Annotated in this window: 26 protein-coding genes; 16 read left to right on the top strand and 10 right to left on the bottom strand. The window is 66.0% G+C overall.

Going from position 1 to position 26,202, the window contains the following annotated elements:
- Positions 1-249: 249 nt before the first annotated feature.
- Complete coding sequence (gene rpmG / locus AC1MLZ_RS10035) at positions 250-417, bottom strand: 50S ribosomal protein L33 (protein WP_055881863.1); 168 nt, start codon at positions 415-417, stop codon at positions 250-252.
- Positions 418-639: 222 nt separating this feature from the next.
- Here rpmG and AC1MLZ_RS10040 point away from each other — a divergent pair, with 222 nt between their 5' ends.
- From AC1MLZ_RS10040 to AC1MLZ_RS10065, 6 genes are all read left to right on the top strand, one after another.
- Positions 640-942, top strand: a complete 303-nt coding sequence (locus AC1MLZ_RS10040; protein WP_480958323.1) for a hypothetical protein — start codon at positions 640-642, stop codon at positions 940-942.
- A gap of 3 nt (positions 943-945) precedes the next feature.
- Positions 946-1,512, top strand: a complete 567-nt coding sequence (locus AC1MLZ_RS10045) for a TMEM165/GDT1 family protein (protein ID WP_480958324.1) — start codon at positions 946-948, stop codon at positions 1,510-1,512.
- 62 nt (positions 1,513-1,574) lie between these two features.
- Complete coding sequence (locus AC1MLZ_RS10050; protein WP_480958325.1) at positions 1,575-2,072, top strand: Dps family protein; 498 nt, start codon at positions 1,575-1,577, stop codon at positions 2,070-2,072.
- Positions 2,073-2,139: 67 nt separating this feature from the next.
- Positions 2,140-2,325: a DUF1328 family protein gene (locus AC1MLZ_RS10055; RefSeq protein WP_480958326.1), complete on the top strand. Its 186-nt coding sequence runs from the start codon at positions 2,140-2,142 to the stop codon at positions 2,323-2,325.
- A 70-nt stretch (positions 2,326-2,395) separates the two neighbouring features.
- A complete protein-coding gene (locus AC1MLZ_RS10060) occupies positions 2,396-2,902 on the top strand; it encodes a DUF6265 family protein (protein WP_480958327.1) in 507 nt (168 codons plus the stop codon).
- A gap of 58 nt (positions 2,903-2,960) precedes the next feature.
- Positions 2,961-4,553, top strand: coding sequence for a cisplatin damage response ATP-dependent DNA ligase (locus tag AC1MLZ_RS10065; protein WP_480958328.1), 1,593 nt, complete (start codon positions 2,961-2,963; stop codon positions 4,551-4,553).
- A 7-nt stretch (positions 4,554-4,560) separates the two neighbouring features.
- Here the strand turns inward: AC1MLZ_RS10065 and AC1MLZ_RS10070 are convergent, their stop codons facing one another.
- A complete protein-coding gene (locus AC1MLZ_RS10070) occupies positions 4,561-5,391 on the bottom strand; it encodes a glutaminyl-peptide cyclotransferase (protein ID WP_480958329.1) in 831 nt (276 codons plus the stop codon).
- Between the two features lie 35 nt (positions 5,392-5,426).
- The gene (locus tag AC1MLZ_RS10075) at positions 5,427-6,311 is read right to left on the bottom strand and encodes a cold-shock protein (RefSeq protein ID WP_480958330.1); all 885 of its coding nucleotides are present in this window, start codon (positions 6,309-6,311) and stop codon (positions 5,427-5,429) included.
- A 302-nt stretch (positions 6,312-6,613) separates the two neighbouring features.
- Here AC1MLZ_RS10075 and AC1MLZ_RS10080 point away from each other — a divergent pair, with 302 nt between their 5' ends.
- From AC1MLZ_RS10080 to rpoN, 5 genes are all read left to right on the top strand, one after another.
- Complete coding sequence (locus AC1MLZ_RS10080) at positions 6,614-7,234, top strand: ribonuclease D (RefSeq protein ID WP_480958331.1); 621 nt, start codon at positions 6,614-6,616, stop codon at positions 7,232-7,234.
- Positions 7,231-7,887, top strand: a complete 657-nt coding sequence (gene lptC / locus AC1MLZ_RS10085) for an LPS export ABC transporter periplasmic protein LptC (RefSeq protein WP_480958332.1) — start codon at positions 7,231-7,233, stop codon at positions 7,885-7,887. Before AC1MLZ_RS10080 ends, lptC begins: the two co-directional genes overlap by 4 nt.
- A gap of 5 nt (positions 7,888-7,892) precedes the next feature.
- The gene (locus AC1MLZ_RS10090) at positions 7,893-8,438 is read left to right on the top strand and encodes an LptA/OstA family protein (protein WP_480958333.1); all 546 of its coding nucleotides are present in this window, start codon (positions 7,893-7,895) and stop codon (positions 8,436-8,438) included.
- Positions 8,439-8,573: 135 nt separating this feature from the next.
- Positions 8,574-9,356: an LPS export ABC transporter ATP-binding protein gene (gene lptB, locus AC1MLZ_RS10095; RefSeq protein ID WP_480958334.1), complete on the top strand. Its 783-nt coding sequence runs from the start codon at positions 8,574-8,576 to the stop codon at positions 9,354-9,356.
- Positions 9,357-9,514: 158 nt separating this feature from the next.
- Positions 9,515-11,011 (top strand): RNA polymerase factor sigma-54, encoded by a 1,497-nt coding sequence (rpoN, locus tag AC1MLZ_RS10100; protein ID WP_480958335.1) that lies wholly within the window; start codon positions 9,515-9,517, stop codon positions 11,009-11,011.
- 10 nt (positions 11,012-11,021) lie between these two features.
- Here the strand turns inward: rpoN and AC1MLZ_RS10105 are convergent, their stop codons facing one another.
- Positions 11,022-12,032, bottom strand: coding sequence for a ligase-associated DNA damage response exonuclease (locus AC1MLZ_RS10105; RefSeq protein WP_480958336.1), 1,011 nt, complete (start codon positions 12,030-12,032; stop codon positions 11,022-11,024).
- A 188-nt stretch (positions 12,033-12,220) separates the two neighbouring features.
- The gene (locus tag AC1MLZ_RS10110) at positions 12,221-12,826 is read right to left on the bottom strand and encodes a hypothetical protein (RefSeq protein ID WP_480958337.1); all 606 of its coding nucleotides are present in this window, start codon (positions 12,824-12,826) and stop codon (positions 12,221-12,223) included.
- A gap of 83 nt (positions 12,827-12,909) precedes the next feature.
- Between AC1MLZ_RS10110 and AC1MLZ_RS10115 the strand changes: the two genes are divergently transcribed.
- The 3 genes from AC1MLZ_RS10115 to AC1MLZ_RS10125 all read left to right on the top strand — a co-directional run bounded on the left by AC1MLZ_RS10115 (position 12,910) and on the right by AC1MLZ_RS10125 (position 18,157).
- Positions 12,910-15,354, top strand: a complete 2,445-nt coding sequence (locus AC1MLZ_RS10115; protein ID WP_480958338.1) for a ligase-associated DNA damage response DEXH box helicase — start codon at positions 12,910-12,912, stop codon at positions 15,352-15,354.
- 521 nt (positions 15,355-15,875) lie between these two features.
- Positions 15,876-16,685, top strand: coding sequence for an aspartyl protease family protein (locus tag AC1MLZ_RS10120; RefSeq protein WP_480958339.1), 810 nt, complete (start codon positions 15,876-15,878; stop codon positions 16,683-16,685).
- A 74-nt stretch (positions 16,686-16,759) separates the two neighbouring features.
- Positions 16,760-18,157 carry a M20/M25/M40 family metallo-hydrolase gene (locus AC1MLZ_RS10125; RefSeq protein ID WP_480958340.1) on the top strand — a complete coding sequence of 466 codons (1,398 nt, stop codon included), beginning with the start codon at positions 16,760-16,762 and terminating at the stop codon, positions 18,155-18,157.
- Between the two features lie 161 nt (positions 18,158-18,318).
- Here AC1MLZ_RS10125 and AC1MLZ_RS10130 read toward each other — a convergent pair whose 3' ends face one another.
- Positions 18,319-20,325, bottom strand: a complete 2,007-nt coding sequence (locus AC1MLZ_RS10130; RefSeq protein ID WP_480958341.1) for a potassium transporter Kup — start codon at positions 20,323-20,325, stop codon at positions 18,319-18,321.
- 135 nt (positions 20,326-20,460) lie between these two features.
- On the opposite strand from AC1MLZ_RS10130, the gene pdeM reads away from it, so the two are divergent.
- The gene (pdeM, locus tag AC1MLZ_RS10135) at positions 20,461-21,123 is read left to right on the top strand and encodes a ligase-associated DNA damage response endonuclease PdeM (protein WP_480958342.1); all 663 of its coding nucleotides are present in this window, start codon (positions 20,461-20,463) and stop codon (positions 21,121-21,123) included.
- Between the two features lie 201 nt (positions 21,124-21,324).
- Here pdeM and msrA read toward each other — a convergent pair whose 3' ends face one another.
- From msrA to pabB, 4 genes are all read right to left on the bottom strand, one after another.
- A complete protein-coding gene (msrA, locus tag AC1MLZ_RS10140; RefSeq protein ID WP_480958343.1) occupies positions 21,325-21,984 on the bottom strand; it encodes a peptide-methionine (S)-S-oxide reductase MsrA in 660 nt (219 codons plus the stop codon).
- Between the two features lie 49 nt (positions 21,985-22,033).
- A complete protein-coding gene (locus AC1MLZ_RS10145; protein ID WP_307088212.1) occupies positions 22,034-22,180 on the bottom strand; it encodes a hypothetical protein in 147 nt (48 codons plus the stop codon).
- Between the two features lie 246 nt (positions 22,181-22,426).
- A complete protein-coding gene (locus AC1MLZ_RS10150; protein WP_480958344.1) occupies positions 22,427-23,626 on the bottom strand; it encodes a pyridoxal phosphate-dependent aminotransferase in 1,200 nt (399 codons plus the stop codon).
- Positions 23,627-23,675: 49 nt separating this feature from the next.
- The gene (pabB, locus tag AC1MLZ_RS10155) at positions 23,676-25,448 is read right to left on the bottom strand and encodes an aminodeoxychorismate synthase component I (RefSeq protein ID WP_480958345.1); all 1,773 of its coding nucleotides are present in this window, start codon (positions 25,446-25,448) and stop codon (positions 23,676-23,678) included.
- Between the two features lie 80 nt (positions 25,449-25,528).
- Between pabB and AC1MLZ_RS10160 the strand changes: the two genes are divergently transcribed.
- Positions 25,529-26,197: an MBL fold metallo-hydrolase gene (locus AC1MLZ_RS10160; RefSeq protein WP_480958346.1), complete on the top strand. Its 669-nt coding sequence runs from the start codon at positions 25,529-25,531 to the stop codon at positions 26,195-26,197.
- The last annotated feature ends 5 nt before the right edge of the window (positions 26,198-26,202 follow it).

Genomic DNA, 26,202 nt, shown 5'->3' on the forward strand with positions numbered 1-26,202 from the left:
CCGTCAGCAGCGTATCGAGGGCTCGTATCGAAGCATGGGGTTCCGCGCGCCAACCTGTCCTTCGATACGCCGTCTCGATACGCCGCCTACGGCGACTACTCGACGGCTACTCAGGACGAACGGAAGGGGGAATACCGCACCCCGGCCCGCGCCGCGACGACGGACGACACAAACGCCAAAAGCCGCGGGGGCTACCCCGCGGCTTTTCGGATCTTCGCAATCAGACGACGGCTTGCGCCGCCGACCGGATTACTTGATCTTGGCTTCCTTGAACTCGACATGCTTGCGCACGACGGGATCGTACTTCGAGAAGGAGAGCTTCTCCGTCTTGGTACGAGGATTCTTCTTGGTGACGTAGAAGAAGCCGGTGTCAGCGGTGCTGAGCAGCTTGATCTTTACGGTGGTCGGCTTGGCCATGAGCCCAATTCCTATGGCTTGAAAATGCGAAAGCGGCGAACTCGCGCCGCCGCTCCATCAGGGGCGGCGCATGGCGGACGTCGCGGGCGAAGTCAAGCTTTACCCCGTCGCTTCGCATCGAGACTGTTCATTTAACCCGCTATTCACTGTCCGGCGCGCATACTAGCATCGGATAATGACGGGAGCGGGATCGTGGGGCAGGCACTGGGTCGAATCGACGACATGATCGCTGTGAAAGCCGACCTCGCCGCGCGAATCGCCGCGATCGACGTCCGGGCGCCTTATTCCCGCCCCTGCGACATCGCCACCGAGATCGATGCGATCCGCGTGATCGCGCACAGCAATGGCCTCAACCCCGCGGTCACCGTCGCGCACTTCGTCGATTCGGCTTTGTCGCGCGGCGAGCATGGCGCGCTGGTGCATGGCTGGCTGTCGATCCTGCGCGATGCGGTCGGGTGCGAGCGGCAGGACGTCCAGGCGTGCCATGCGTTCGCCGCCGCCTGTTCGGTGCGCCTTGCGGGATAATCCATGGACGCATTGATGGCGGCACTCGTCGCGGCCGCAATGGCGCAGGTCGGCGACCGCACCGCATGGCTTGCCGCAATCCTTTCGGACCGTCACCGCAAGCCGGGGCTCGTCATAGCAATGGCAGCCCTCGCGTTGCTCGCTGCGAGCGGTCTCGCCGCCACGCTCGGCGCGATGATCGGCCCCAAACTCGCCCCCAACGCGCAGCAACTGATGCTCGCGCTTGCGCTTGTGTTGCAGGGCGGCGGGTCGTTCTTCCCAGCCAAATCACCCGAGAGGCTCGATCGCTGGCGGATCGGCGCGACCGCCACGGCGCTGCTCGGCCTCTTCATTCTCGCATTCGGCGACGGCGTGCAGTTCATCGTCCTGACGCTTGCCGCCCGCACACCCGTCCCCGCGCTTGCGGCAATCGGCGCGACGATCGGTTCTCTGGTCGTGATCGTCCCCGCCGCGCTGATGGGCGAGGCCGCATGGCTGAAACTCCCGCTCAGGCCGTTGCGGATCGCCATCGGCATCGTGTTCCTGATCTTCGGCATCGTCCTCGCACTCGGCGCCCTACGACTGGTCTAGACGCCGGGAGCGATTCGGCGTTTGGATCGTTTACGCAACGACTTTCAGAACCGGAGCTAGACATGGCCGACATCAACCCCGCCCTCGACACGCCGACCGACCTGCCGAGCAACAGCACCAAGTCGGTCGCCGACGCGCTGAACGCCGCGCTCGCCGATTGCTACGCGCTGTACCTGAAGACCAAGAACTTCCACTGGCACATGTCGGGGCCGCACTTCCGTGATTACCACCTGATGCTCGACGATCAGTCCGCGCAGATCATTGGCGTGACCGACGCGATCGCCGAGCGGGTACGCAAGACCGGTAACACCACGCTGCGCTCGATCGGCGATATCTCGCGCCACCAGACGATCGCGGACAACGACATGGCGTTCGTCGGCCCGACCGAGATGCTGGCCGAACTGCGCGAGGACAATCTGAAGCTCGTCGAGCAGTTCCGCATCGTCAAGGACGCCGCCGACGCCGCCAAGGACAACGCGACCAGCGGGATCGTCGACGAATGGACCGACCAGGCCGAGGAGCGCGCATGGTTCCTGTTCGAGGCGAGCCGCAAGGCCTGATCGTTACAGGTCAGGAACAAATCGGCCGCAGCGCCGGTTGAGCGATCCTACCAAACAGGAGGCCGTCATGCTGAAGCTCGCAATCACCTTTCTCGTCATCGGCGCCGTTCTTGCGCTACTCGGCTTCGGCGGCATCGGCGGCGCGTTCATCGGCATCGCCAAGATCCTGTTCTTCATCGCGATTGCGCTGTTCGTGGTCTTCCTCGTGCTCGGCCTGCTCGCGGGCAAGGGTATCAAGAACGCGATCGACTGACGCGCATACCGCTCGCGACTCGCCAAGCGGCGCCAATCATGTAGCCTCTGCCGGAAACGGTGGAGGCTATATGCATTTCTGGATCCCGATCCTCGCGCTCGCCGCCGTGCCGGCCTCCTCCCTCGCTGCCGTTCCCGACGAGACGCGGTCCGCCGCCCCCGGAGTCGCGCCGCCGGACGCGAACATCGAATCGCTCGCATGGCTGGAGGGAAGCTGGCGCGGGCCCGGTCTCGGCGGCGATGCCACAGAAGTCTATGCAGCGCCCGAAGCCGGTCAGATCACCGGACATTTCACGCAGACGCAAAAGGGTAAGGTCGCTTTTTACGAACTGATCCAGATCGTCCCCGTCGGCAGATCGCTCGCCTATCGCTTGCGCCATTTCAACGCCGACCTGACCGGCTGGGAAGACAAGACGGGTAAACCGGAGAGCTTCGCGCTCGTCGCGATGGAGAAGGATGCGGTCCATTTCGACGGGCTGACGATGCGCCGACTCGGGCCCAACCGCATTGACGTCTGGGTGAGGATCGACGGCAAGGCGCCGCGCGAAGCCCTTTTCAACTACACGCGCGCACGGTGAGATGCGCGCGTTGAAAGGGCGCGGGGAGCGGCGGCGGCTTCCCGTGCGTTGAACAACGATGCACGCTTTCGCCGCCCTGCTCGACTCGCTCACCTACACCCGGTCGCGCAATGCGAAGTTGAAGCTGATCGCGGATTATCTGCGCGCGACCCCTGATCCGGATCGCGGCTGGGCGATGGCGGCGTTGACCGGCGATCTAGATCTCAAGGGCGTGAAGTCGGCGGTCATCCGCGGTTTGATCGAGGAGCGCGTCGATCCGGTGCTGTTCCGGATGAGCCGCGATTACGTCGGCGATACCGCGGAGACGGTGGCGTTGCTCTGGCCCGAGCCGGTTACCCCGGTTGATCCCACTCCCTTGTCGATCACCGACGTCGTCGAGCGCTTAGCGGCCTTGTCCCGTGCCGATGCTCCCGCCGCGCTGGCGGACATGCTCGACCGCTCCGATGCGGAAGAGCGGTTCGCGCTGTTGAAGATGGCAACCGGGGCGTTGCGGATCGGCGTATCCGCACGACTGGCGAAGACCGCGCTCGCCGATGCGTTTGGGCTGGATGTCGATGCGGTCGAGGAGGTCTGGCACGGGCTAGATGCACCCTATGCGAGCCTGTTCGCCTGGGCCGAGGGGACGGGCGAGCAGCCGACGCCGGCCGACGTGCCCGTGTTCCGCCCGTTCATGCTCGCACACGGGCTCGAAGACCTGCGCGTCGATCTCGCCGACTATGCCCCCGAGTGGAAATGGGACGGCATCCGCGTCCAGATCGTCCATGTCGCCGGCCAAACGCGCCTCTACAGCCGCACTGGTGACGACGTGACGGGCAGCTTCCCAGAGATCGCCGCCGCGTTTCGGACGCCAGGCACGGTCGACGGCGAGCTGCTGGTAAAGGGTGAGCATCAGGGCGGCACGCTGGAGGACGGCGGCGGCGCGGCGAGCTTCAATGCGCTCCAGCAGCGACTCGGACGCAAGACCGTGTCGGCCAAGATGCTGGCCGAGTATCCCGCGTTCGTCCGGCTCTACGACCTGCTGATCGACGGCGACGAGGATCTCCGCGCGCTGCCCTGGACCGACCGCCGCGCGAGGCTGGAAGCGTTCGTGCCGCTGCTCGATCCCGAGCGGTTCGATCTCAGCATGGTCATCGAGGCGGACGACTTCACCGCGCTGGAGGCGATCCGCGCCACCGCACGCGATGCGGCGATCGAAGGCGTGATGCTCAAGCGTCGCGACTCGCCCTATGTAGGCGGGCGTCGCGCCGGACTCTGGTACAAATGGAAGCGTGATCCGCTCACCGCCGATTGCGTGATGATGTACGCGCAACGCGGCTCCGGACGGCGCTCGTCCTATTATTCGGACTACACCTTCGGCTGCTGGACCGAAGACGGCGAACTGCTTCCCGTCGGCAAGGCGTATTCGGGGATTACCGACGAAGAGCTCAAGATGCTCGACAGCTTCGTCCGCAACCATACGCAGAACCGGTTCGGCCCGGTGCGCGAGGTGGAAAAGAAGCTGGTGCTGGAGATCGCATTCGATTCGCTGCACGATTCGAAGCGGCACAAATCGGGCGTGGCGATGCGCTTCCCCCGAATCGCGCGGATCAGGACCGACAAGCCAGCAGCGGAGGCCGACCGGATCGCGACGCTCAAGCGAATGATTACGTAACCCGCCGTCACCGAAGAGCGCGGCCTGACGGGCTATCGATCTTTATTTCGAACAGCGTCGGCCAGTATTTGCCCGTCACGAACAGCCGGTCCGCCTTCGCATCCCACGCAATCCCGTTGAGCACGGCCTCGCGGTCGGTCGCGGCGATCTCGGCAACCAGTGGGCGGAGGTCGATCACCGCGGTCACCTTGCCGGACGCGGGGTCGATGCGAACCAGGAAGCCGGTGTGCCAGACGTTGGCGAGCAGCGCGCCGTGGACATATTCGAGTTCGTTGATGTCGCGTAAGGGTCGCCCATCGATCGTCACCGCGATGCGCTTGCGCTCGGCCAGCGTCAGCGGATCGCGGACGATGATGTCGGAACTGCCGTCGGACTGGAGCAGCGAGACGCCGTCGCTGGTCAGCCCCCAGCCTTCGCCGGTATAGCGGTTCTCGCCCTTCGGCTTCAGGGTGCGAACGTCCCAGCGGTGTGCGATGCCGTCATGCCAGGTGAGGCTGACGAGCTGGTCTTTCCACAGCGCAAGACCTTCGCCGAACTCTGTAGGGTCGATTCGCGCCCGGGCGAGGATCTTGCCATCCGCGAGCGACACGCGGCGAACGTCGGATTGCCGTTCCTGCCCCGTGCTCTCGTACAGCGCACCATCGTGCCAGAGCAGCCCCTCGGTGAATGCGGTACGATCATGCGGATAGCGCGCGACGATCGTTGCCGAGAGCACCGGGACGCGAGTCGGCTCGCGCAGAGTCGGAACAGCACCCTGCCCGGCCCGCGCCGCGGACGACAGCGAAGACGATGAAACGAGAACGGCCGGCCCCGCCAAAGCGAGACCGGCCGCAATCATTATCCTACCGAACACGGTCGGACCAGTCAGCTGGATCAGCCGCCTGCGCTCAGGTTCACCGCTGCGTACTTGCCGCGACGATCGACCTCAAGCTCGAACTCGAGCTTGTCGCCCTCGTTCAGCGTCGCCATGCCGGCGCGTTCCACGGCCGAGATGTGGACGAATGCGTCAGGCTGTCCGTCGTCGCGCTGGATGAAGCCGAAGCCCTTCATCGCGTTGAAGAACTTGACCGTACCGGTCGCCTTCTCGCCGGTTAGCTGACGCTGTGCGCCACCTGCACCACCGTCACGGTCGCGATCGCCACCACGGGGCGCGCCCGGGCCGGCATCACGGTCACGCGGCGGGCCGCGATCGGTGACGGCCATCGGCTCGCCGTCGATCTTCAGGTCGGTTGCCGAGATACGGCCGCCGCGATCGACGAGCGTGAAGCCGAGCGGCTGCCCCTCGGCGAGCGCGACCATGCCGGCCTGCTCGACTGCGCTGATGTGGACGAACACGTCCTCGCCGCCGTCATCGCGAACGACGAAGCCGAAGCCCTTCTGCGCGTTGAAGAACTTTACGACGCCAGTGCCTTCGCCGACGACCTGGGGAGGCATGCCGCGACCAGCACCGCCACCGCCACCGCCACCGCCGCCCGAGAAACCGCCGCCACCGCCGCCGCCGCCGCGGTAACCACCGCCGCCGCCGCTGTTGCCGCCGCCGTAGCTGCTGCCACCGCCACCGTAGCTGCTGCCGCCACCGCCGCCGTAGCTCGAGCCACCGCCGCCGCCATAGCTGCTGCCGCCACCGCCGCCGAACCGATCGCCGCCGCCACCAAAGCTGCTGCCGCCGCCGAACTCGTTGTCGCCGCCGCCGAAGCTGTCGCGCTTGTCGCGGCCACGCCCGCCACGGTTCCCGCGGCCACCTTTATCGAAACCCATAAGCTCTGTTCGTCTTCCCGGTTCGCCCGCAAATTTCTCAAAACCCTTGTGCCGGACGACGAACGCAGGTTTTCCAGCGCGAAACCTTTTGCGCCTTGAGGGGACCCTTAGCGCAAAATACAAGCCGTCGCGAATAGATTCTGATCCGAACGCACGCGATTTGGGTCGATACTGACGCAAGTGTCGCTTGTCAGCCACGGCTCGTCGCATCGACGATCACGAAGCCTTCTTGTCGCCTGATTCGGATCGGTGACACAGAGAGAGCCATTGAGCGTTCAGCCGTGGGCGGCTACGGCCATCGCATGACAGTTTATCTCCACGAAGGCGACATCCCCGCCGATCTGTTCGCGGCCGGCGCCGCGATCGCCGTCGACACCGAGACGATGGGGCTGATCACGCCTCGCGACCGGCTGTGCCTGGTCCAGCTTTCCGATGGCGGTCCCGACGAACACCTTGTCCGGTTCGCTGCGGGTGCCGGCTATGACGCCCCCAATCTGAAGGCACTGTTGGCTGATCCGGCACGCGTGAAACTCTATCATTTCGGACGATTCGATATCGCTGCGGTCCAGTATTATCTCGGCGTCGTCGCAGCGCCGGTCTATTGCACCAAGATCGCGTCGCGGCTGATACGCACATACACCGACCGCCACGGCCTCAAGGAAATCGTGCGCGAACTGCTCGGCCAGGACATCTCGAAGCAGCAGCAATCGTCCGACTGGGGCAGCCCCGAACTGTCGGAGGCGCAGAAGGACTATGCTGCGTCGGACGTCCGCTTCCTCCACCGGTTGCGCACCGAACTGGACAAGCGGCTGATTCGCGAAGGCCGTATGGAGCTCGCGCAGGCCTGTTTCGACTTCCTGCCGACCCGCGCGGCGCTCGATCTGGCCGGCTGGCCCGAAATCGATATTTTCGCACACGCATGATCGAGGTTCCGCCACCCTCGCCCGTCGCTCGCCGCGCGCGGACCGCGCGGCAGGACTGGGCCGCGCCTGGCGGCAGCCACGATCGCTTCGTGGCGATCGCGCGTGTCGGCCTGCCGACCGCGATCGGCGTGCTGGCGGCATTCCTGGTGATGGCGCCGCTGACTGCGGGCGGCGACGTGTCGTTCCTGCTCGACAAGAACAAGGTCGACGTCGCGCAGGAGCGGATGAAAACGCAGGCGGCACGCTATCGCGGCGAGGATACGAAGGGCCAGGCGTTCACGCTCGATGCCGCCTCGGCGATCCAGAAGAGCTCGGCCGAGCCGATCGTCCAGCTCAACCAGCTTGCGGCACAGATCCAGCTCACCGACGGCCCCGCCAATATTAAGGCGAATACCGGCCGCTACGACATGGATACCGAGAAGGTGCAGCTGTTCGGTCCGCTCAACGCCACCGCGGCGGGCGGCTACGACCTGAAGACCACCAACGCGACGATCGACATGAAGGCGCGCACGCTCGAAAGCGGTGGCGCCGCGACCGGCACCGTCCAGCAAGGCACGTTCAGCGCGAACAAGCTGCGCGCGAACCTCGAAGAGCGCACCGTCACGCTCGATGGCAATGCCCGCTTGCGGATCGTGCCCAGAGGGCCGAAATAGCCGCCATGCGCGTGCCCTCCATCCTAATAGGCCTGTCCGCCCTGCTCTCCACGACCGCGGTCGCGCAGCAGGCGCACAACTCCAACGCCCCGATCAATTTCGGCGCGGATCATATCGAGCTGCAGGACAAGGCAAATCGCGCCATCCTGTCGGGCAGCGTCTCGGTCAAGCAGGCCGAGATGACGCTGAACTCGGCGCGGATGACAGTCGCCTATACGGGGCAGGTGATCGGCGGAAATCCGCAGGTCTCGCGGCTCGACGCGTCGGGCGGCGTGACCGTGAAGCGTCCCGACCAGACTGCGCGCAGCCAATATGCGATCTACGATCTTAACCGCCGCGTCATCACGATGCTCGGCGCGGTCACGCTGACCCAGGCGGGCAACACCGTGAACGGCGGGCGCCTGACGATGAACCTGGACACCGGCCGTTCGGTGATTGACGGATCATCGGTCGGCGGCAGCAGCGGCGCGGGTTCGGCAGCGGGCGGCGGCACCGTCACGCAGACCAGCGGGCGCGTGACGGGCACCTTCTCGGTCCCTAAGCGCAACTGATCGCTTGAGCGTGCCCCGCGAGGGCTTCCCTCCAGCGGCGTGCTCCTGCATGTTTCCTGCCAACCTGCCGCCAACCTCCTACCGCCAACCTCCTGCCGAGCGCTCGGCGACTGATTATTGCGAGGGCCTGATCCCATGGACGCCACCACGCTGCCCCCGATCGAAGCGATAGAACCGATCTCGGAGCCGCCTGTCAGTAACGGCCTTCAGGTCGTCTCGATCGCCAAATCCTACGACAAGCGCGTGGTGCTGACTGACGTCTCGGTGTCGGTAGGGCGCGGCGAAGTCGTCGGCCTGCTCGGGCCCAACGGTGCGGGCAAGACGACCTGCTTCTATTCGGTGATGGGGCTGGTGAAGCCCGACTCGGGCCGCATCATGCTAGACGGCGAGGACATCACGAAACTGCCGATGTACCGGCGCGCGATCCTCGGCCTCGGCTACCTGCCGCAGGAGACGTCGATCTTCCGCGGGCTGACGATCGAGAAGAACATCCTCACCGTGCTCGAACTGTCCGAGCCGGACAAGGCGGCGCGCCAGCGGAAGCTCGATACGCTGCTGGAGGAGTTCGGTCTGACGCGACTCCGCGCGGCGCCGGCGATGGCGCTGTCGGGCGGCGAGCGTCGTCGCGCGGAGATTGCTCGCGCGCTCGCGGCGGATCCATCGATCATGCTCCTCGACGAGCCGTTCGCGGGCATCGATCCGATCTCGATCGCCGACATCCGCGATCTGGTGAAGGACCTGAAGCGCCGCGACATCGGCGTGCTGATCACCGACCACAACGTCCGCGAGACGCTCGAAATCGTCGACCGCGCCTACATTATCTACGATGGCCGCGTGCTGTTCTCCGGCTCGCCCGCCGAACTGGTCGCGGATGCGAACGTCCGCCGCCTGTATCTTGGCGAAGGCTTCTCGCTTTAAGGTTATGGCGCCCTCCCTCGCCCCTGATCCCACTCCCCCCGTCATCCCAGCGAAAGCTGGGATCTCCCGGTGAGAGCGCGCGCCCTGGCCGCGGGAGACCCCAGCTTTCGCTGGGGTGACGGAATTTTGTCGTTGGGCTCGTTATGGGTGGCTCCCGCATGAGCCTCGCCCCTCGCCTGGACATCCGCCAGTCGCAGTCGCTCGTGATGACCCCGCAGCTCCAGCAGGCGATCAAGCTGCTGGCCCTGTCGAACCTGGAAATCGAGGGGTTCATCGCCGAGGAAGTCGAGCGCAACCCGCTGCTCGAAGCCGGTGCTGCGGAAGATGGCGATGCCCCCGACCGCGAACCCGTCCCTGAGGTGCGCGACGAACGCGTCGCCGCCGACGAACTCGTTTCCGGCACCGGTGCAGGCGACGAACCGACGCTCGACGTCGACTACGCTACCGAAAGCCACCAGCAGGACAGCGTCGCCGACGGCGGCAGCGGAATGGACGGCGCGCTGTCGATGACCGGCGCGAGCGCGGGCGGCGCGGGCGGCGAGGACGGCCCCGATCTCGACGCGTTCGCCGATACCAGCCTCAGCCTCGCGGATCACCTGCTCGCGCAGGCCGGTCCCGCGATCCCCCACGAGGACGCCTTCATCGCCGCGCATCTGATCGACCAGATCGACGAGACCGGCTATCTCACCGTATCGCTGCTCGACATCGCCAACCGGCTCGGCGTGCCATTGGTCCGCGTCGAGGCGGTGCTGGCGACGATCCAGACCTTCGATCCGACCGGCGTCGGCGCGCGCGATCTTGCCGAATGCCTGACATTGCAGGCGAAGGAAGCCGACCGCTACGACCCCTGCATGGCGCGGCTGATCGACAATCTCGACCTGCTCGCACGCGGCGAACTGACCCGGCTCAAGCGGATGTGCGACGTCGACGACGAGGACATGGCCGACATGATCCGCGAGCTGCGCGGCTATGATCCGAAGCCCGGCTGTCGCTACGGCGGCGAGCCCGCGCAATCGGTGACGCCCGACCTGTTCGTCGCGCGTACGAAGGCAGGCTGGGCGATCGAGATCAACGCGTCGACCTTGCCGCGCGTACTGGTCAACCGCAGCTACTATACCGAACTCTCGGGCGGTCAGCAGGACAAGGCCTCGAAGGCGTGGCTGAGCGATTGCCTCGCCAGCGCGAACTGGCTGGTGAAGGCGCTCGACCAGCGTCAGCGGACGATCATCAAAGTCGCGACCGAGATCGTGAAGCAGCAGGAGGCGTTCTTCCTGAAGGGCGTCGCGCACTTGCGGCCCCTGACGCTGCGCCAGGTGGCGGACGCGATCGAGATGCACGAATCGACCGTCAGCCGCGTGACGAGCAACAAATACGTCTCGTGCGTGCGCGGGCTGTACGAGCTGAAATACTTCTTCACGAGCGCGATCCAGTCGGCGGATGGCGGAGAGGCGGTGTCCGCGCAGGCGGTGAAGTCGGCGATCCGCGCGCTGATCGATACGGAGGGGGCGAAAATCCTGTCCGACGACACGCTGGTCGAGTTGCTGAACGCCAAGGGCTTCGACATCGCGCGGCGGACCGTGGCAAAGTACCGCGAAGCGTTGGGGATCGGCAGTTCGGTCCAGCGTCGCCGGGCGCGGACGTTAGAAGGCGCTTAATTCGCGTGAATCAATCGTCCTCGTCTTCGAACCCGACCAACGCCAGCGCGCGCGCCTTGATCTGGCGGGTCATGCACCAATGGACCAGCGCATCCTCGCGGCCGTGCGTAACCCAGACCTCCTGCGGCGCGATCTCGGTCAGCGTGGTGGTCAGTTCGTCCCAGTCGGCATGATCGCTGAGGATCAGCGGCAGCTCGACGTTCTTCTGGCGCGCGCGGCCCCGCACGCGCATCCAGCCGCTCGCCATCGCGGTGATCGGATCAGGCAGCCGCCGCGACCAGCGATCGTTGAGCGCACCAGGCGGGCACATCACGACATGCCCCGCCATGTCCGCCTTCTTCGCATCGGCGACCGGCAGGAGTTCGCCGAGCCTCACGCCGTGCTCAACATACAGGTCGCATAGCCGTTGCAGCGCGCCATGGATGTAGATCGGCGCTGCGTGGCCGCGCTCACGCAGTTCGGCGATCACGCGCTGCGCCTTGCCGAGCGCATAGGCGCCGACGACGACGCAGCGATCGGGGTTGGCGTGCAAAGCCGCGATCAGCTTGTCGATCTCGTCGCCGGTGTCCGGGTGGCGGAAGACCGGCAGGCCGAAGGTCGCTTCGGTGATGAAGACGTCGCACTTGACGGGTTCGAACGGGGTGCAGGTCGGATCGGCGCGGCGTTTGTAGTCGCCCGAGACGACGATCCGTTCGCCGCGGTAGTCGAGCACGATCTGCGCGGAGCCCAGCACGTGGCCGGCGGGGACGAAGCCGATGTCGACCCCATTGTCAGCGGGTCCCATCCGGATCGTCTCGCCATACGCGACCGGGTTGCCGGCCTGCGGACCATAGCGCGCGTCCATGATCGCGAGTGTTTCGGGCGTGGCCCAGACGGCCTCGTGACCGCCGCGCGCGTGGTCTGCATGGCCGTGCGTGACGAGCGCCTTTGCGGTCGGGATCGACGGGTCGATCCATGCGTCGATCGGCTTGACGAGGATGCCGTGCGGATGCGGTTCGAGCCAGTCGCCGAGTTTTGCCATACGGGGGTAACGCGTGACGCGGGGGTGCGGTGCCGTCACACGTTGGTGGCAGGCATGGTGCCATGAACAATGGTCTTCGTCATGCCGGGCTCGTTCCGGCATCCACGGTTCCGCAGAATCGAGTGGGGTGAGTTCGCCGAAGGGTGGACCCCGGAACGGGTCCGGGGTGACGCAGTGAAGGAGCGCGCTTACCGCCGCCCGCCGACCTTGATGGTCGCCAGGATCGCATCCATCCGCGCTGCCGCGACCGCTTGTGTCGGCGCGTTGCGGCTCGCAGGGGCTGCCGCCTTCACCGCATACGTAACGCGGTCGATCGCGTAGCAGGCGCCGTTGATGACGCTGCGGAAGTTGGTCGCGTTCACCTGCTGGCTCATGCCGGCGTCGCCGTTGGTGTAGACGGTCCAGCGGTGACCACCGAGCATCCGGTTCGGCAGCCGCTTGGCACTGCCCAAGACCATGCCAGCGGTGCCGCAGGTTGCGACCACGGGTGCGCTGCGGCTGAAGCCGACCTGGATCAACTCGGTCACCCGACCTCGGCCGTCGATCGGCTTGGCGACTTCCCAAAAGCGGACGATGCCGACGCCGCGGCCGACCGGCGCGCCATCCCACATCTGTCGCCAACCGCGGTTCATCAGCGCGCGGCCGGCGAAATTCCGGGTCGGCGTCAGGCTGGAGGCATAGGATAGTCGGACGATGCCGCCGCCTCCGACGAACGACTTATCGGCGGCAGTGGCATTGGCGAAGGGCAGGAGTGCGAGCAACGGCAGGGGCAGGAAATAACGAAAAAGCGACACCGATCGTCTTTCACAACAGAGCTTTAGCCAAAGTGGCGGTCGTTCCGCACGCGGTCCATAGCGGTGCGGCGCGATGCCCCCATATGACGACGATGCGTGAACAGGCCGTGAGCGACCTCCCCTCCCCTCTCGAAAACTGGTTCGCGTCGCGCGGTTGGCGGCCGCGGCGGCATCAGCTCGAAATGCTGGCCGAAGGCCGCGCGGGGCATCACGCGCTGCTGGTGGCGGCGACCGGCGCGGGCAAGACGCTGGCCGGGTTCCTGCCGACGCTGGCCGAACTGATCGAGGCGCCGATTGCCAAGGGAGGGGGCGGCCTCCACACGCTCTACGTCTCGCCGCTGAAGGCGCTCGCGGTCGACGTGCAGCGCAATCTGCTGACGCCGATCGACGAAATGGGTGTCGATATCCGCGTCGAGACGCGCACCGGCGACACCCCCTCCGACCGGAAGGCGCGGCAACGGATCAAGCCGCCGCAGATCCTGCTGACGACGCCTGAGTCCTTGTCGCTCTTGCTGAGCTATCCCGACAGCATCACGATGTTCGAAAACCTCCGCACGATCGTCGTCGACGAGGTTCACGCGTTCGCGACCGGCAAGCGCGGCGACCTGCTCTCGCTCTGCATGGCGCGGTTGCAGAAGATTTCGCCGGGGATGCGCCGCGTCGCACTGTCGGCGACGGTCGCGGATGCGGACGGCTATCGCGCATGGCTCGCACCAGACGGCGACATCGATCAGGTCGCGATGGTCCGCGGCGAGGCAGGCGCGGATCCCAACATCGCAATCCTGCTCCCCGAGGGCCGCGTGCCGTGGTCGGGGCACTCGGGCCGCTATGCCGCCGCGCAGGTGATGGCGGAGATCGAGGCGCACGAGACCTCGATCGTGTTCTGCAACACGCGCAGCCTGGCCGAACTCATCTTCCAGGATCTGTGGAAGGTGAATTCGGGCAATTTGCCGATCGGCGTCCACCACGGCAGCCTGGCGAAAGAGGCGCGCCGAAAGGTCGAGAACGCGATGGCCGAGGGGAAACTGCGCGCGCTGGTCGCGACGTCGAGCCTCGACCTGGGCGTAGACTGGGGCAATGTCGATTGCGTGATCCAGATGGGGGCGCCCAAGGGATCGTCGCGGCTGTTGCAGCGGATCGGCCGCGCCAACCACCGGCTCGATGAATCGTCCGAGGCGATCATCGTGCCGGGCAATCGCTTCGAATATCTGGAGGCGCGTGCGGCGCTCGACGCGGTCGAGGTGGGCGAACTCGATTCGGACATCTTCCGCGTCGGCGCGCTCGACGTGCTGGCGCAGCACGTGATGGCGTGCGCCTGCGCGGCTCCGTTCCGCGAGGCCGATCTGATCGACGAGATTCGCTCCTCGCTCCCTTATTCCGCACTGCCGACCGAGACGTTCGAGCGCGTGCTGCATTTCATCAGCGACGGCGGCTATTCGCTGAAGGCCTATGACCGGTTCAAGCGACTGACCAAGGATCCGGACGGAACGTGGCGCGTCAGCCACCCCAAATTCATCGGCCAGCACCGGTTGAACGCAGGCATCATCGTCGAGGCGACGATGCTCAACGTGCGGTTCGGCAACGGCCGCGTGCTGGGCCGCGTCGAGGAGGCGTTCGCGGCGCAGTTGAGCCACGGCGACACGTTCTTCTTCGCCGGATTGAGCCTGGAAGTGATGAAGATCGATCTCGAAGATTTGGTGGTCCGCGCGACATCGAAGCCTGCGCGGATCCCGACCTATGGCGGCAGCCGGATGCCGCTGTCGACCAACCTCGCCGACCGCGTCCGCGGGTTCCTCGCGCAGCCGGAGGCATGGGCGCGGTTCCCCGACGACGTGCGCGAATGGCTGGAGATGCAGGCGTATCGATCGGTCATGCCCGAGCCCGGCCAGCTGCTGGTCGAGACGTTCCCGCGCGAGGGGCGGCATTACATGGTCGCGTACAGCTTCGAGGGGTGGAACGCACACCAGTCGCTCGGCATGCTTATCACGCGCCGCATGGAGACGCAGGGGCTCAAACCGCTCGGCTTCGTCGCCAATGATTACGCGCTGGCGGTGTACGGGCTGGAGAAGATCACCGACCCAGCCGCACTGTTCTCGGCGGATATCCTCGAACACGAGTTCGTCGAATGGGTGCAGCAATCGCATCTGCTCAAGCGCGCCTTCCGTGAGGTCGCGGTGATCGGCGGACTGGTCGAGCGACAGCATCCCGGCAAGCGCAAGACCGGTAAACAAGTGACGTTCTCGACCGACCTGATCTACGACGTGCTGCGCAAGTACGAGCCGACGCATCTTCTGCTGGAGGCGGCCTGGGCGGACGCGCGCGCGCGGATGACCGATGTCGGACGGTTGGCATCGCTGCTCGATCGCGCGGCGGCGACGATGGTGCATGTCGACTTGGAGCGCGTGACGCCGCTCGCCGTGCCGGTACTGACGCTGATCGGGCGGGAGAAGGTGTCGACGAACAGTTCCGACGATGCGCTGCTGATCGAGGCGGAAGCGATGATCGCGGACGCGATGCGACCGGATTGATCCGGGCTTAATCCTCCCCCGCCAGGGGGGGGGTGGCTGGCGCTTGCCAGACGGAGGGGGAGGTAAGTGGTCACTGCTGTTGCGTAGTCCTCCCCCTCCGTCGCCTTCGGCGCCACCTCCCCCTTGCGGGGGAGGATTTCAGAATGGCTCAGCTCCTGCCCGGCAACGCCAGACGAACAGTTGCAAACTCGTAATAATCGCCGCGGCCCTGTTCTCCCGCGAAGGCGGGAGCCCAGTCTGGATCCCCGCCTTCGCGGGAAAACAAACTTGGTATCGAGAGGATAACCGTCATAATAATCGGGGCCGTCCGCCGCTAACAACCACAGTTGCGCGCCCGATGGAATAAGCGCAGCATTTGCAGCATGCACAGGCGGCTAGCCCCTCTATTGCTAGTCATTTCCGCCCAGGCCAGCGCCCAGGACGCCGCCCCGCCGCAGCAAAATGTTGCACCCTCTCCGAGTGCAGCATCTGCAGCAGAGCCCGACCCTGCCACGCTCCTGTTCGGCGACGACGAAACCCGCATGACAGTCCCGGTAACGATCGCCGGCGCCGGCCCCTTCCCCTTCGTCGTCGACACGGGCGCACAGCGCACCGTCATCTCGCGCGAACTCGCCGCCACACTCGGCCTCGCCCCCGGCCGGACCGTGCGGGTTACCGGCATGACCGGGTCGGACAGCATCGGCACCGTCGTCATCCCCTCGCTGAAGGTCAGCGTGATCGGCAGCGCCGCGATCGAGGCCCCCGCGATCAGCGCGATCAATCTCGGCGCGCACGGGCTGCTCGGGATCGACACGTTGCAGGATCACGCGGTGACGATCGACTTCGACACCAAGACGATGACCGTCATGCCTTCGCGCAAACGACAGCACCGCGAACGCGCCGGTCCCGACGAGATCGTCATCCGCGCGCGCAGCCTGTTCGGGCAACTCGTCGTAACCGACGCCTATTGCAACGGCATCCGCATCCGCGTAATCCTCGACACCGGCACATCGGTGAGCATGGCCAATGGCGCGCTCCGCCGAAGGGTCACGCGCAAGGGACTGGGCAGCGCGGCGCGCTCGCAACCGGTATCGCTGACCGGCGTCACCGGCGAGACCGTGGTCGCCGACTACACCACGATCGACCGAGTCTCGATCGGCAACCTGACGCTCGGCGACCTGCCCGTCGCATTCACCGCGGTCGATGCGCCGCCGTTCCGCCAGTTCGGCTTGTCCGAGCGGCCCGCGATGCTGCTTGGGATGGACGTGCTGCAACTGTTCCGCCGCGTCGACATCGACTTCGCCAACCGCGAGGTCCGGCTCGCCTTGCCGCGCGGAACACGGCGCCGTTGAGCGCAGCAGGGTCGAGGTTGCGTCGGCGCGCGTTCGCTGCAACTCTTCGCGCATAATCGAACAGGGGGACGACGATGCGCGCGACTGGCTGGCTACTCACGGCGGCGATTCTGACGACACCATTCTCGGCACAGGCGCAATCGCGACCCGACCAGAAGGCGTTTCTCGGGCTCTACAAGGAGCTGGTCGAGACGAACACGACGCTGTCCGTCGGCAGTTGCACGCAGGCCGCGGCGCAGATCGGCGCGCGGTTGAAGACGGCGGGCTATGCGGATGCCGACATCACCTATTTCTCGGTGCCCGAGCATCCGAAGGACGGCGGGCTGGTCGTCGTACTGAAGGGCTCCGACGCGTCGCTCAAGCCGATGCTGCTGCTCGCGCATCTCGACGTGGTAGAGGCCAAGCGCGAGGATTGGGTGCGCGATCCGTTCAAGCTGATCGAGGAAGGCGGCTATTATTACGCGCGCGGCACCGTCGACGACAAGGCGCAGGCGGCGATCTGGTCCGACGCGATGATCCGCTTCAAGACCGGTGGCTACACGCCGAAGCGGACGATCAAGCTCGCGCTGACCTGCGGCGAGGAGACGACGTTCGCGTGGAACGGCGCGCAGTATCTGGCGAAGGAAAAGCCCGACCTGATCGCGGCGGAGTTCGCGCTGAACGAAGGCGGCGGCGGGCGGCTCGACGACACTGGCAAGCGCCAGTTGCTGGCGATCCAGATCGGCGAAAAGGCCGCGCAGAACTACACGTTCCTCGCCACCAATCCCGGCGGTCACAGCTCGCAACCCACACCGGAGAACGCGATCTACGAGCTCGCCGACGCGGTGAAGGCGGTGCAGGGCTACGAGTTTCCGGTGAAGTTCACCGACACGACCAGGGCGTTCTTCGCGGCGAGTGCGAAGGCGATGCCGGGCGCAATGGGCAGCGCGATCACGCGGTTGCTCGCCAATCCCGAGGACAAGACGGCGGATGCGATCGTCAGTCGTGACAAGGCGATGCATTCGACCTTGCGGACGACGTGCGTGACCACGCTGCTGAACGCCGGCCATGCGGAGAACGCGTTGCCGCAGCGCGCGACGGCGAACATCAACTGCCGGATCTTTCCGGGGGAAACGGTGGAGGGCACGCTAGCCAAGCTGAAGGAACTGGCCGGCGCAAAGGTGACGGTAACGGCGAACCAGCCGGTCCGCCCGACCGCGATTCCCCCGACGCTCGATCCCAAGATCATGGGCCCGGTGACGAAGGTCGCGGCGAAGCACTTCTCCGGCATCCCGATCCTCCCCCTCATGTCGACCGGCGCCACGGACGGCATCTTCTTCGAAGCGATCGGCATCCCGGTCTACGGCGCACCGGGCGTGTTCATCGACAAGGACATGGGCGGCATCCACGGCCTCAACGAGCGCATCCGCGTGGCGTCGCTATACGACGGCCGAGACTACCTCTTCGACCTGGTAAAGGCATTCGCGGGGTGATGCGGCATGTCCCTCTCCCCTACGGGGAGAGGGAGGGAGGAGCCGAAGGCGACGGAAGGGTGAGGGGCGTGAGGCTCGAGACGGTGCCCGACAAGGCCCCTCACCTTTCCCACGGCAAGTGCCGCGGGCACCTCCCCTCTCCCCGAAGGCGCGAGGGACGTTTAAACGGTGACCTGTTCGCCCAGCTCCAGCACCTTGCCCGGCGGGATCTTCAGGAAGTCGGTGGGATCGCTCGCATTCCGCTGCAGGAACATGAAGATGCGGTCCTGCCATGGCGGCATACCCTTCTCCGCATCGGGCTTCAGCGTGTTGCGGCCGATGAAGAACGAGGTCCGCATCGGGTCCAGCCCAAGCTGTTCGGTCTTGGTCCCGATACCCAGATCCCGCGGCACGTCGGGCGATTCCATGAACCCATAGGTCAGAACGACGATCGAGAAATTCTCGTCCACCCGCTCGACCTTAGCGCGCGCCGATTCCTCCACGAACGGCCGGTCCGCAGTCCGAATGCTGACGATCAGGTTGCGCTCGTGGAGCACCTTGTTGTGCTTCAGGTTATGCAACAGCGCGCCCGGCGTCGCATGCGGGTTCGCCGTCAGGAACACCGCGGTCCCCGACACGCGCTCTGGCGGGCGCCTCTCGAGCGCGGCGGCGAGATCGGTCAGCGGGATACTCTGGCGCTTCTCGAACGCGCTGACGATCTTCTTGCCCCGCACCCAGGTGAAGATGATCAGCCCGATCGCGGCGGCAATGACCAGCGGCACCCAGCCACCCTCGATCACGCGTAAAATGTTGGCACCGAAGAAGATCAAATCGAGCGTCAGGAACGGCAGGATCGCCGCCAGCGCCAACGGCCGCGACCAGTTCCAGCGATGCCTGACCACGATGTACGCGAGCAAGGTGGTGACGACCATCGTGCCCGTGACCGCGATGCCGTACGCCGCCGCCATCGCCGACGACGTCTTGAACTGCACGACCAGCACCAGCACGCCGATCAGCAACAGCCAGTTGATCGCGGGGAGGTAGATCTGGCCGGCAAACACCGCCGAGGTCTGGCGGATGCGCAGTCGCGGGAGCAGCCCGAGCTGGATCGCCTGCTGCGTCAGACTGAACGCCCCGGTGATGACCGCCTGACTGGCGATGACGGTCGCGAACCCGGCGAGGATGATCAGCGCCGGGCGCAACGGCTCGGGCGCCATCAGGAAGAACCAGTCCTGGTTGACGAAGGGGATGCCCTGCCGCGCCGCGTCCTCGAGCTTGGCGAGCGCGAACGCCCCCTGCCCCAGATAGTTGAGCGCCAGCGCCGGAAAGACGAGGAAGAACCAGCCGATACGGATCGGCAGCTTGCCGAAATGGCCCATGTCCGCGGTCAGCGCCTCGGCGCCGGTGACGGTCAGGAACACCGCGCCGAGCACGAACAGACCGGTGACGCCGTGCGTCGCGAGGAAGGAGATGCCGTAGGTCGGCAGGAACACGCGCACGATCGAGGGTTCGTCGGCGATATGCCAGATGCCCAGCGCACCGATCGCGACGAACCAGACGATGCAGACCGGGCCGAACAGCTTCGAGACCTGCGCGGTGCCGCGGGCCTGGATCATGAACAGCGCGATCAGGATGCCGATCGTCAGCGCGCGGACCACGCCCTCGTTGAAGATATGCGCCGCACTCGGGATCGTCCGCAGGCCCTCCATCGCGGACAGCACCGACAGCGCCGGCGTGATGATCGCATCGCCGTAGAACAACGACGCGCCTGCCGCGCCGAGCACGATCGCCACCTTCGACCGCATGCCCAGCGCGCGACGGGCGAGCGCGGCCAGCGCCAGCACGCCGCCCTCGCCCTGGTTGTCCGCGCGCATCAGGAAGATGACGTATTTGACGGTGACCACGAGGAACAGCGACCAGAGCGCGAGGCTCAGCACGCCGAGGATCTCGCTTGGATCGATGCCCCCCGCCGACGTCTGACCGAGCGCCTCGCGGAACGCATAGAGCGGGCTGGTACCGATATCGCCGAACACCACGCCGATCGCACCCACCGTCAGCGCGGCCAGCGCCGGATGCGGATGCAGGTGCGCCGCGGACAGATCCGACGGCGCGCAAGCCTGCCCCGCCGAACTATCGGCGGTCGGTTCGGTCACGACTACGGTCTGGGGTGTTCCGGCTACGGACGTCATGGCGCGCAGAGCGCTCCTCCTGATGGGACGGCGCGCTTTACGCCGATTGGGGGCATGCGCAAGTGCTCCTGACTGGCGTGCTGGTTTGGACGATGGCGGGTTGATTCACGGGGCGTGCACCGGCATGGCGAGGAAATGGTTCCCTTTTCGTTCGGCGGGCATGCGCTTCTGGCGTTGGCGCAAGGCGCGCTGTTCTGGCCGGAGCGGCGTGCGCTGCTGGTCGCCGACTTGCATTTCGAGAAGGCGAGCTGGTTCGCCAAGCGCGGCCAGATGCTGCCGCCCTATGATTCGATCGCGACATTGGCCGATCTCACCGCGCTGGTCGCCGCAACCGGCGCACGAGAGGTCTGGTGCCTGGGTGACAGCTTCCACGACAGCGACGGGTGCGAGCGACTGCCACAACGCGCGCAGGATATGTTGCGGGCGATGACCGACGGCACGCGCTGGACGTGGATCACGGGCAATCATGATCCGGCGATCCTCGATCGATGTGGCGGGGAGGTCGTCGACGAGGTCGTCGTCGACGGGCTGGTGCTGCGGCACGAAGCCGACCGGGCGGAGACGCGGCCGGAGCTGTCGGGGCATTTCCATCCGAAGCTGCGGCTGTCAGTCCGTGGCAAGCAGGTTGCACGGCGGTGTTTCGTGGCGACTACGACGAAGCTGATCCTGCCCGCGTTCGGGTCGCTCACCGGTGGGCTGGACGTCGACCATCCGGAGATCGTGCGCGCGGTCGGGGTCGGAGCTCAGGCATTGGTGCCGGTGGCGGACCGGATGCTGCGGTTCCCGGTCGCGGCTTAGATTTGGTACTCCGTCCGCGAATTCCCGACCTGCGGGCGTCGTGGACCCAATCCGCTTCCGCCCCCGCCACTACCACCCCCGCCCGTCGCCCCAGCGAAAGCTGGGGTCTCCCTCGTGGCTCGAGACGTCGGCCAAAAACGGGATATTCCAGCTTTCGCTGGAATGACGTGCTTAGGATAGGCGTCTTTTAAGCCTATCACCTCACCGCGAAATCGTCGGAAACGCAGCCCTGAACGCAGCAACCTTCGGCTTGTCCCACATCACGATGTAAGGATGCGTCGGGTTCCGGTCGTAGAAATTCTGGTGATACGCCTCGGCCGGATAGAACGCGCCGGTCTCCAGCTTCGTCACGATCGGACCCGAGAACGCCCGTGTCTGCCCCAGTTGCGCGATGTACGCCCGCGCGACCTGGGCCTGCGCCGGCGATTGCGGGAAGATCGCCGAGCGATAGCTGGTGCCGCTGTCCGGTCCCTGGCGGTTCAGGCTGGTCGGATCGTGCGCGATCGAGAAATACACGCGGAGCAACGTGCCGTAGCTTACGACGCGGGGGTCGTACGCGATCCTGATCGCTTCGGCATGACGAGTTGTCTCGGCGGAAACCTGGTCGTAGGTCGCAGTCGCCTTGGTGCCACCGGCGTAGCCCGCCGTGACGGCCTTCACGCCCTTCACATGCTCGAACACCGCTTCCATCGTCCAGAAACAGCCGCCCGCCAGCACCGCGGTCTGGATACCGGGCGCTGCGGGAAGGTCGGTCTTGACGGCGGGGATGACGACGGCGCGGGCGCCCTGCGCGGTACCGGCGGACATGAACGCACCGGCAATACCGACGGCGGCGAGCGTGGCGAGAAGCGGCTTTTTCATGCTTGGATACATGGTGTTGCCCCGATCGTTCGCCAAGACGCGCGCAAGATCAGCGCGTGGCGGGCGCGCTATGCTCGAAATGGCTGGCAAAGGTCTGGCGTGCTTCCGCAGGCTGCATCGCGAGCAAACCGATGGCGCCGAGGACGAAACCGCCGCTGAACTGCCAGAAGAAACTCGACTTTACGATGCTGCGCATGATGCGATCCCAATGAATTCAAGTGATGACACCGACCGGATGGGTCGGCGTCAGCTACGGACCGGCATGTCGTAGAAATGCCGGCCAACCACAATGTCGTTTTTAGAAACTCTCGATTAACGCGCCGTGGCCGATGCGTTCATCGTGCAGCAGGCATCGGCCGGCAGGATTGCCGAAAGATGTCGCCGCACGTCTCGAATGTTGCTCTAACCCAGAATCCTCCCCCGCCAGGGAGAGGATCGTTTGTTACTTCAGCGCAGCACACGCCGTCTGGATTCGCGTGCAAGCTTCGCGCAGCAACGCGTCCGACGTCGCATAGCTGATCCGGAACGCAGGGCTGAGCCCGAACGCCGCGCCCTGCACGACGGCCACCTTGGCATCGTCGAGCAGATAGCCGACCATTGCCTCGTCGGTATCGATCAGGCGACCGTTCGGCGTCGTCTTGCCGATCAGCTCGGCAAACGACGGGTACACGTAGAACGCACCCTCCGGCGTCGGGCAATGCATGCCGTCGATCTCGTTGAGCATAGCCACGACCAGATCACGACGCCCCTGGAACGCGGTGTTGCGCTCCGCGAGAAACGACTGGTCGCCGTTGAGAGCCGCCACCGCCGCGGCCTGCGCGATCGAGCATGGGTTGGACGTCGACTGCGACTGGAGCTTGGCCATCGCCTTGATCAGCCACGACGCACCGGCGCCATAGCCGATCCGCCAGCCGGTCATCGCATACGCCTTCGAACAGCCATTGACGGTCAGCGTACGCTCGAACAGCTCGGGGCATGCCTCGGCAATGGTCGCGAACTTGAAGCCGTCATAGACGATGTGCTCGTACATATCGTCGGCGAAGATCCAGACGTGCGGGTGCTTCGCCAGCACCGCGCCGAGCGCCTTCAATTCGTCGATTGTGTAGCCGGCACCGGTCGGGTTCGACGGCGAGTTGAGGATCACCCACTTGGTCTTCGCCGTGATCGCCGCGTCGAGTGCGGCGGGGTCGAGCTTGTAGCCGACCTCAGGCCCCGCCTTGACGATCACCGGCACGCCGCCCGCGAACTGCACGACGTCGGGATAGCTGACCCAGTACGGCGCGGGGATGACGACCTCGTCGCCAGGATCGATCGTCGCGACCATCGCGTTGAACAAGGTGTGCTTGCCGCCGACGTTCACGCTGATCTGGTCGGTGGTGTAGGTGAGATTGTTGTCGCGCGCGAACTTGGCGACGATCGCCTGCTTCAGCTCGATCGTGCCGTCGACATTGGTGTATTTCGTCTTGCCGTCACGGATCGCCTGGATCGCGGCCTCTTTCACGAAGTCCGGCGTGTCGAAATCGGGCTCGCCCGCACCAAGACCGATCACGTCGACGCCCGCGCGCTTCAATTCGAGGACACGGCTGGTGATCGCGAGCGTCGGCGAAGGGCTGATGCGACCGAGCGCGGCGGATGCGTGCATGATGGAACCTTTGCGGTTGTCCGCAGTTTTGCCGCGGAATTCGCGCGGGCTATACGCTCCGCTTGGCCGAATTCGCAACCGTAACGATGGCAGGAATCAGCCCGCGGACCGCATTTCCGATAAAGAAACCATTGGCAAGGTCCGCCCGGGTGATCGGCGCCTCGATCGCGCGACCCGATTCGAGCAGGTCTGCGCGGAGAATACCGGGGAGCAGGCCCGAAAACTGGCTGGGCCGTAGCGGCGGCGTCACAAGGGTCGCGCCGCGCTGCACGAACACCGATGTGAAACTCCCTTCGGTCAGGAAGCCCTCCGCATCCTCGAACACCACCTCGAACGTGCCCGCGGCCTTGCGCGCATCGTCGTAAAAGGCACGCGCGCTCGTCTTGTGGCGGAGGCGGAAGTCGGTACCGGCCACCGGCAGCGGCACGATCGCGACGGTCGCTTGCGCAGGCGAGCGCGGCAGCGGCGCGGCCTCGATCGCGATCGCGCCCGACGGGCTGAGCAACAGGCGGACGCGCCGGGGCCCGCGCAACCGGAAGGTCGCCGCCTGGAGCTCGTTGCGCGCGGTGTGGCGGTCGAAGGTGAACCCCAAGGCCTGGGCACTCGCCTTCATCCGCGCCAGATGCGCTTCGAGACGGGTCAGCCCTTCGTCGGGATCGAACGCCATCGTCTCGATCAGGTCAAAGCCGCGCTGGCCGGCAGTGACGAATGCCCCCTTGGCATGACACTCCTCCCACTCCGCGTCGCCCGCGCTGTCGGCGACGATGCCCGAACCGAGGCTCATCGTCGCCGCGTCATCCCGGACCGCCAACGTCCGGATCGCGACGTTGAAGATTGCGTCGCCGTTCGCATCGAACCGGCCGATCGAACCGGTATAGATGCCGCGAACGCGGGCGTGCTCGACCTCGGCGATGACCTCCATCGCGCGCTGTTTCGGCGCCCCGGTGATCGATCCGCACGGGAACAGCGCGGCCAGCACGTCGACCGCGTCGCAGTCCGGTTTCAGCGTCGCGGTGACGGTAGAAGTCATCTGGTGGACGGTAGGATAGATCTCGACGGTGAACAGGTCGGGCACCGCGACCTGGGTGGCGACGCGCGACAGGTCGTTGCGCATCAGGTCGACGATCATCAGGTTCTCGGCGCGCTGCTTCGGGTCGGCCGCGAGGTCTTTGGCGAGCGCGCGATCGGCGTCGGGAGTCTCGCCTCGTTGCGCCGTGCCCTTCATCGGGCGGCAGGTGAGCGTGTCGCCGTCGAGCGCGAAGAAGAGTTCGGGGGACAGCGACAGGAAGCGTGTCTCGCCGGTGTCGATCAGCGCACCGTAGCCCGCCCCCGCCTGCCGCCGCAGCCGGGCGTAGAGCGCGAGCGGATCACCGACGAACGGCACGCTGGCGGCGAAGGTGAGGTTGGCTTGATAGATGTCGCCCGCCGCGATCAGGTCGAGCACGCGCGCCAGGCTGGCGTCGTAGGTCTCGCGGTCGATCAGCGGCTGGGGTGCGCCGGTCCACGCGCCGGCGGGGTCGGGAAGCAGCGCGGCGACGTCGTCGGGCGCTATCGTCCGGTACTCCGCGAACAGGCCGAACCAGAGCAGCGGGTCTTCGGTGCGGACGTCGATTGGCTTCGATGCGAACGCGGCTCCGGCCTCGTAGGTCAGGTACCCGGCGGCGTGGAGTCCTTCCTCGCGGGCTTTGCGAAGCGCGTCGAGTGCGGGGCGGACCTCGGCGAGGGTATCGGCGCGGACGATCCGGACGGGGTCGCGGTACAATCGCGCCGGGGCTCCTGCCGCGCGGGCATCATCGAGCAACACGTAGGGCGCGGTCCACATCGTCGCGACTGTTGCACGGAGCGCGAGGCAAACCGCAAGCGCCGATTGCTCCGACGGGCGCGCTATCCTATTTCGGGGCCATGACAAATCCAGCCACCCCGCCCCTGCGCGCCGCGATCGTCCAGGTCACGCCGATCCAGCAGAATTGCACGATCATCTGGTGCACCGCGACGATGAAGGCGGCGGTGATCGATCCGGGCGGTGACCTGCCGCGGATCATGGCGGCGGTCGAACAGGCGGGCGTGACGGTCGAGAAGATCCTGCTGACGCACGGCCATATCGACCACGCCGGCGGCGCGAAGCGACTGTCGAACGATCTCGGCGTCCTGATCGAGGGCCCGCACGAGGCGGACCGCTTCTGGCTGCAACGGCTCGACCAGGACGGCCCGAAATACGGGATTTCGGGGGTGAATTTCGAACCCGACCGCTGGCTGGTCGAGGGTGATACGGTGACAGTGGGAGATCTTACGCTCGATGTGTACGAGACGCCGGGGCATACCGAGGGCCACGTGATCTTCCACCACGCGCCGTCCAAATTCGCGCAGGTGGGGGATGTGCTGTTCCAGGGGTCGGTCGGGCGATCGGACATGCCTGGGGGAAATCATCAGGTGCTAGTGAAGTCGATCGTCGAGAAGCTTTGGCCGCTTGGGAGCGATACGAGCTTTATCCCGGGGCATGGGCCGGCGAGTACGTTCGCGCATGAGCGGGCGACGAACATGTTCGTGAGCGATCGGGCTTTGGCGGCTTAAGAGCT

The organism is Sphingomonas sp. PEI4 (assembly GCF_056679955.1).

Bases quoted from the DNA above. Each gene is read 5' to 3' on its own strand.
- rpmG (WP_055881863.1), bottom strand. From the start codon at position 417: ATGGCCAAGCCGACCACCGTAAAGATCAAGCTGCTCAGCACCGCTGAC.
- AC1MLZ_RS10040 (WP_480958323.1), top strand. From the start codon at position 640: ATGATCGCTGTGAAAGCCGACCTCGCCGCGCGAATCGCCGCGATCGAC.
- AC1MLZ_RS10045 (WP_480958324.1), top strand. From the start codon at position 946: ATGGACGCATTGATGGCGGCACTCGTCGCGGCCGCAATGGCGCAGGTC.
- AC1MLZ_RS10050 (WP_480958325.1), top strand. From the start codon at position 1,575: ATGGCCGACATCAACCCCGCCCTCGACACGCCGACCGACCTGCCGAGC.
- AC1MLZ_RS10055 (WP_480958326.1), top strand. From the start codon at position 2,140: ATGCTGAAGCTCGCAATCACCTTTCTCGTCATCGGCGCCGTTCTTGCG.
- AC1MLZ_RS10060 (WP_480958327.1), top strand. From the start codon at position 2,396: ATGCATTTCTGGATCCCGATCCTCGCGCTCGCCGCCGTGCCGGCCTCC.
- AC1MLZ_RS10065 (WP_480958328.1), top strand. From the start codon at position 2,961: ATGCACGCTTTCGCCGCCCTGCTCGACTCGCTCACCTACACCCGGTCG.
- AC1MLZ_RS10070 (WP_480958329.1), bottom strand. From the start codon at position 5,391: ATGATTGCGGCCGGTCTCGCTTTGGCGGGGCCGGCCGTTCTCGTTTCA.
- AC1MLZ_RS10075 (WP_480958330.1), bottom strand. From the start codon at position 6,311: ATGGGTTTCGATAAAGGTGGCCGCGGGAACCGTGGCGGGCGTGGCCGC.
- AC1MLZ_RS10080 (WP_480958331.1), top strand. From the start codon at position 6,614: ATGACAGTTTATCTCCACGAAGGCGACATCCCCGCCGATCTGTTCGCG.
- lptC (WP_480958332.1), top strand. From the start codon at position 7,231: ATGATCGAGGTTCCGCCACCCTCGCCCGTCGCTCGCCGCGCGCGGACC.
- AC1MLZ_RS10090 (WP_480958333.1), top strand. From the start codon at position 7,893: ATGCGCGTGCCCTCCATCCTAATAGGCCTGTCCGCCCTGCTCTCCACG.
- lptB (WP_480958334.1), top strand. From the start codon at position 8,574: ATGGACGCCACCACGCTGCCCCCGATCGAAGCGATAGAACCGATCTCG.
- rpoN (WP_480958335.1), top strand. From the start codon at position 9,515: ATGAGCCTCGCCCCTCGCCTGGACATCCGCCAGTCGCAGTCGCTCGTG.
- AC1MLZ_RS10105 (WP_480958336.1), bottom strand. From the start codon at position 12,032: ATGGCAAAACTCGGCGACTGGCTCGAACCGCATCCGCACGGCATCCTC.
- AC1MLZ_RS10115 (WP_480958338.1), top strand. From the start codon at position 12,910: ATGACGACGATGCGTGAACAGGCCGTGAGCGACCTCCCCTCCCCTCTC.
- AC1MLZ_RS10120 (WP_480958339.1), top strand. From the start codon at position 15,876: ATGACAGTCCCGGTAACGATCGCCGGCGCCGGCCCCTTCCCCTTCGTC.
- AC1MLZ_RS10125 (WP_480958340.1), top strand. From the start codon at position 16,760: ATGCGCGCGACTGGCTGGCTACTCACGGCGGCGATTCTGACGACACCA.
- AC1MLZ_RS10130 (WP_480958341.1), bottom strand. From the start codon at position 20,325: ATGACGTCCGTAGCCGGAACACCCCAGACCGTAGTCGTGACCGAACCG.
- pdeM (WP_480958342.1), top strand. From the start codon at position 20,461: ATGGTTCCCTTTTCGTTCGGCGGGCATGCGCTTCTGGCGTTGGCGCAA.
- msrA (WP_480958343.1), bottom strand. From the start codon at position 21,984: ATGAAAAAGCCGCTTCTCGCCACGCTCGCCGCCGTCGGTATTGCCGGT.
- AC1MLZ_RS10145 (WP_307088212.1), bottom strand. From the start codon at position 22,180: ATGCGCAGCATCGTAAAGTCGAGTTTCTTCTGGCAGTTCAGCGGCGGT.
- AC1MLZ_RS10150 (WP_480958344.1), bottom strand. From the start codon at position 23,626: ATGCACGCATCCGCCGCGCTCGGTCGCATCAGCCCTTCGCCGACGCTC.
- pabB (WP_480958345.1), bottom strand. From the start codon at position 25,448: ATGTGGACCGCGCCCTACGTGTTGCTCGATGATGCCCGCGCGGCAGGA.
- AC1MLZ_RS10160 (WP_480958346.1), top strand. From the start codon at position 25,529: ATGACAAATCCAGCCACCCCGCCCCTGCGCGCCGCGATCGTCCAGGTC.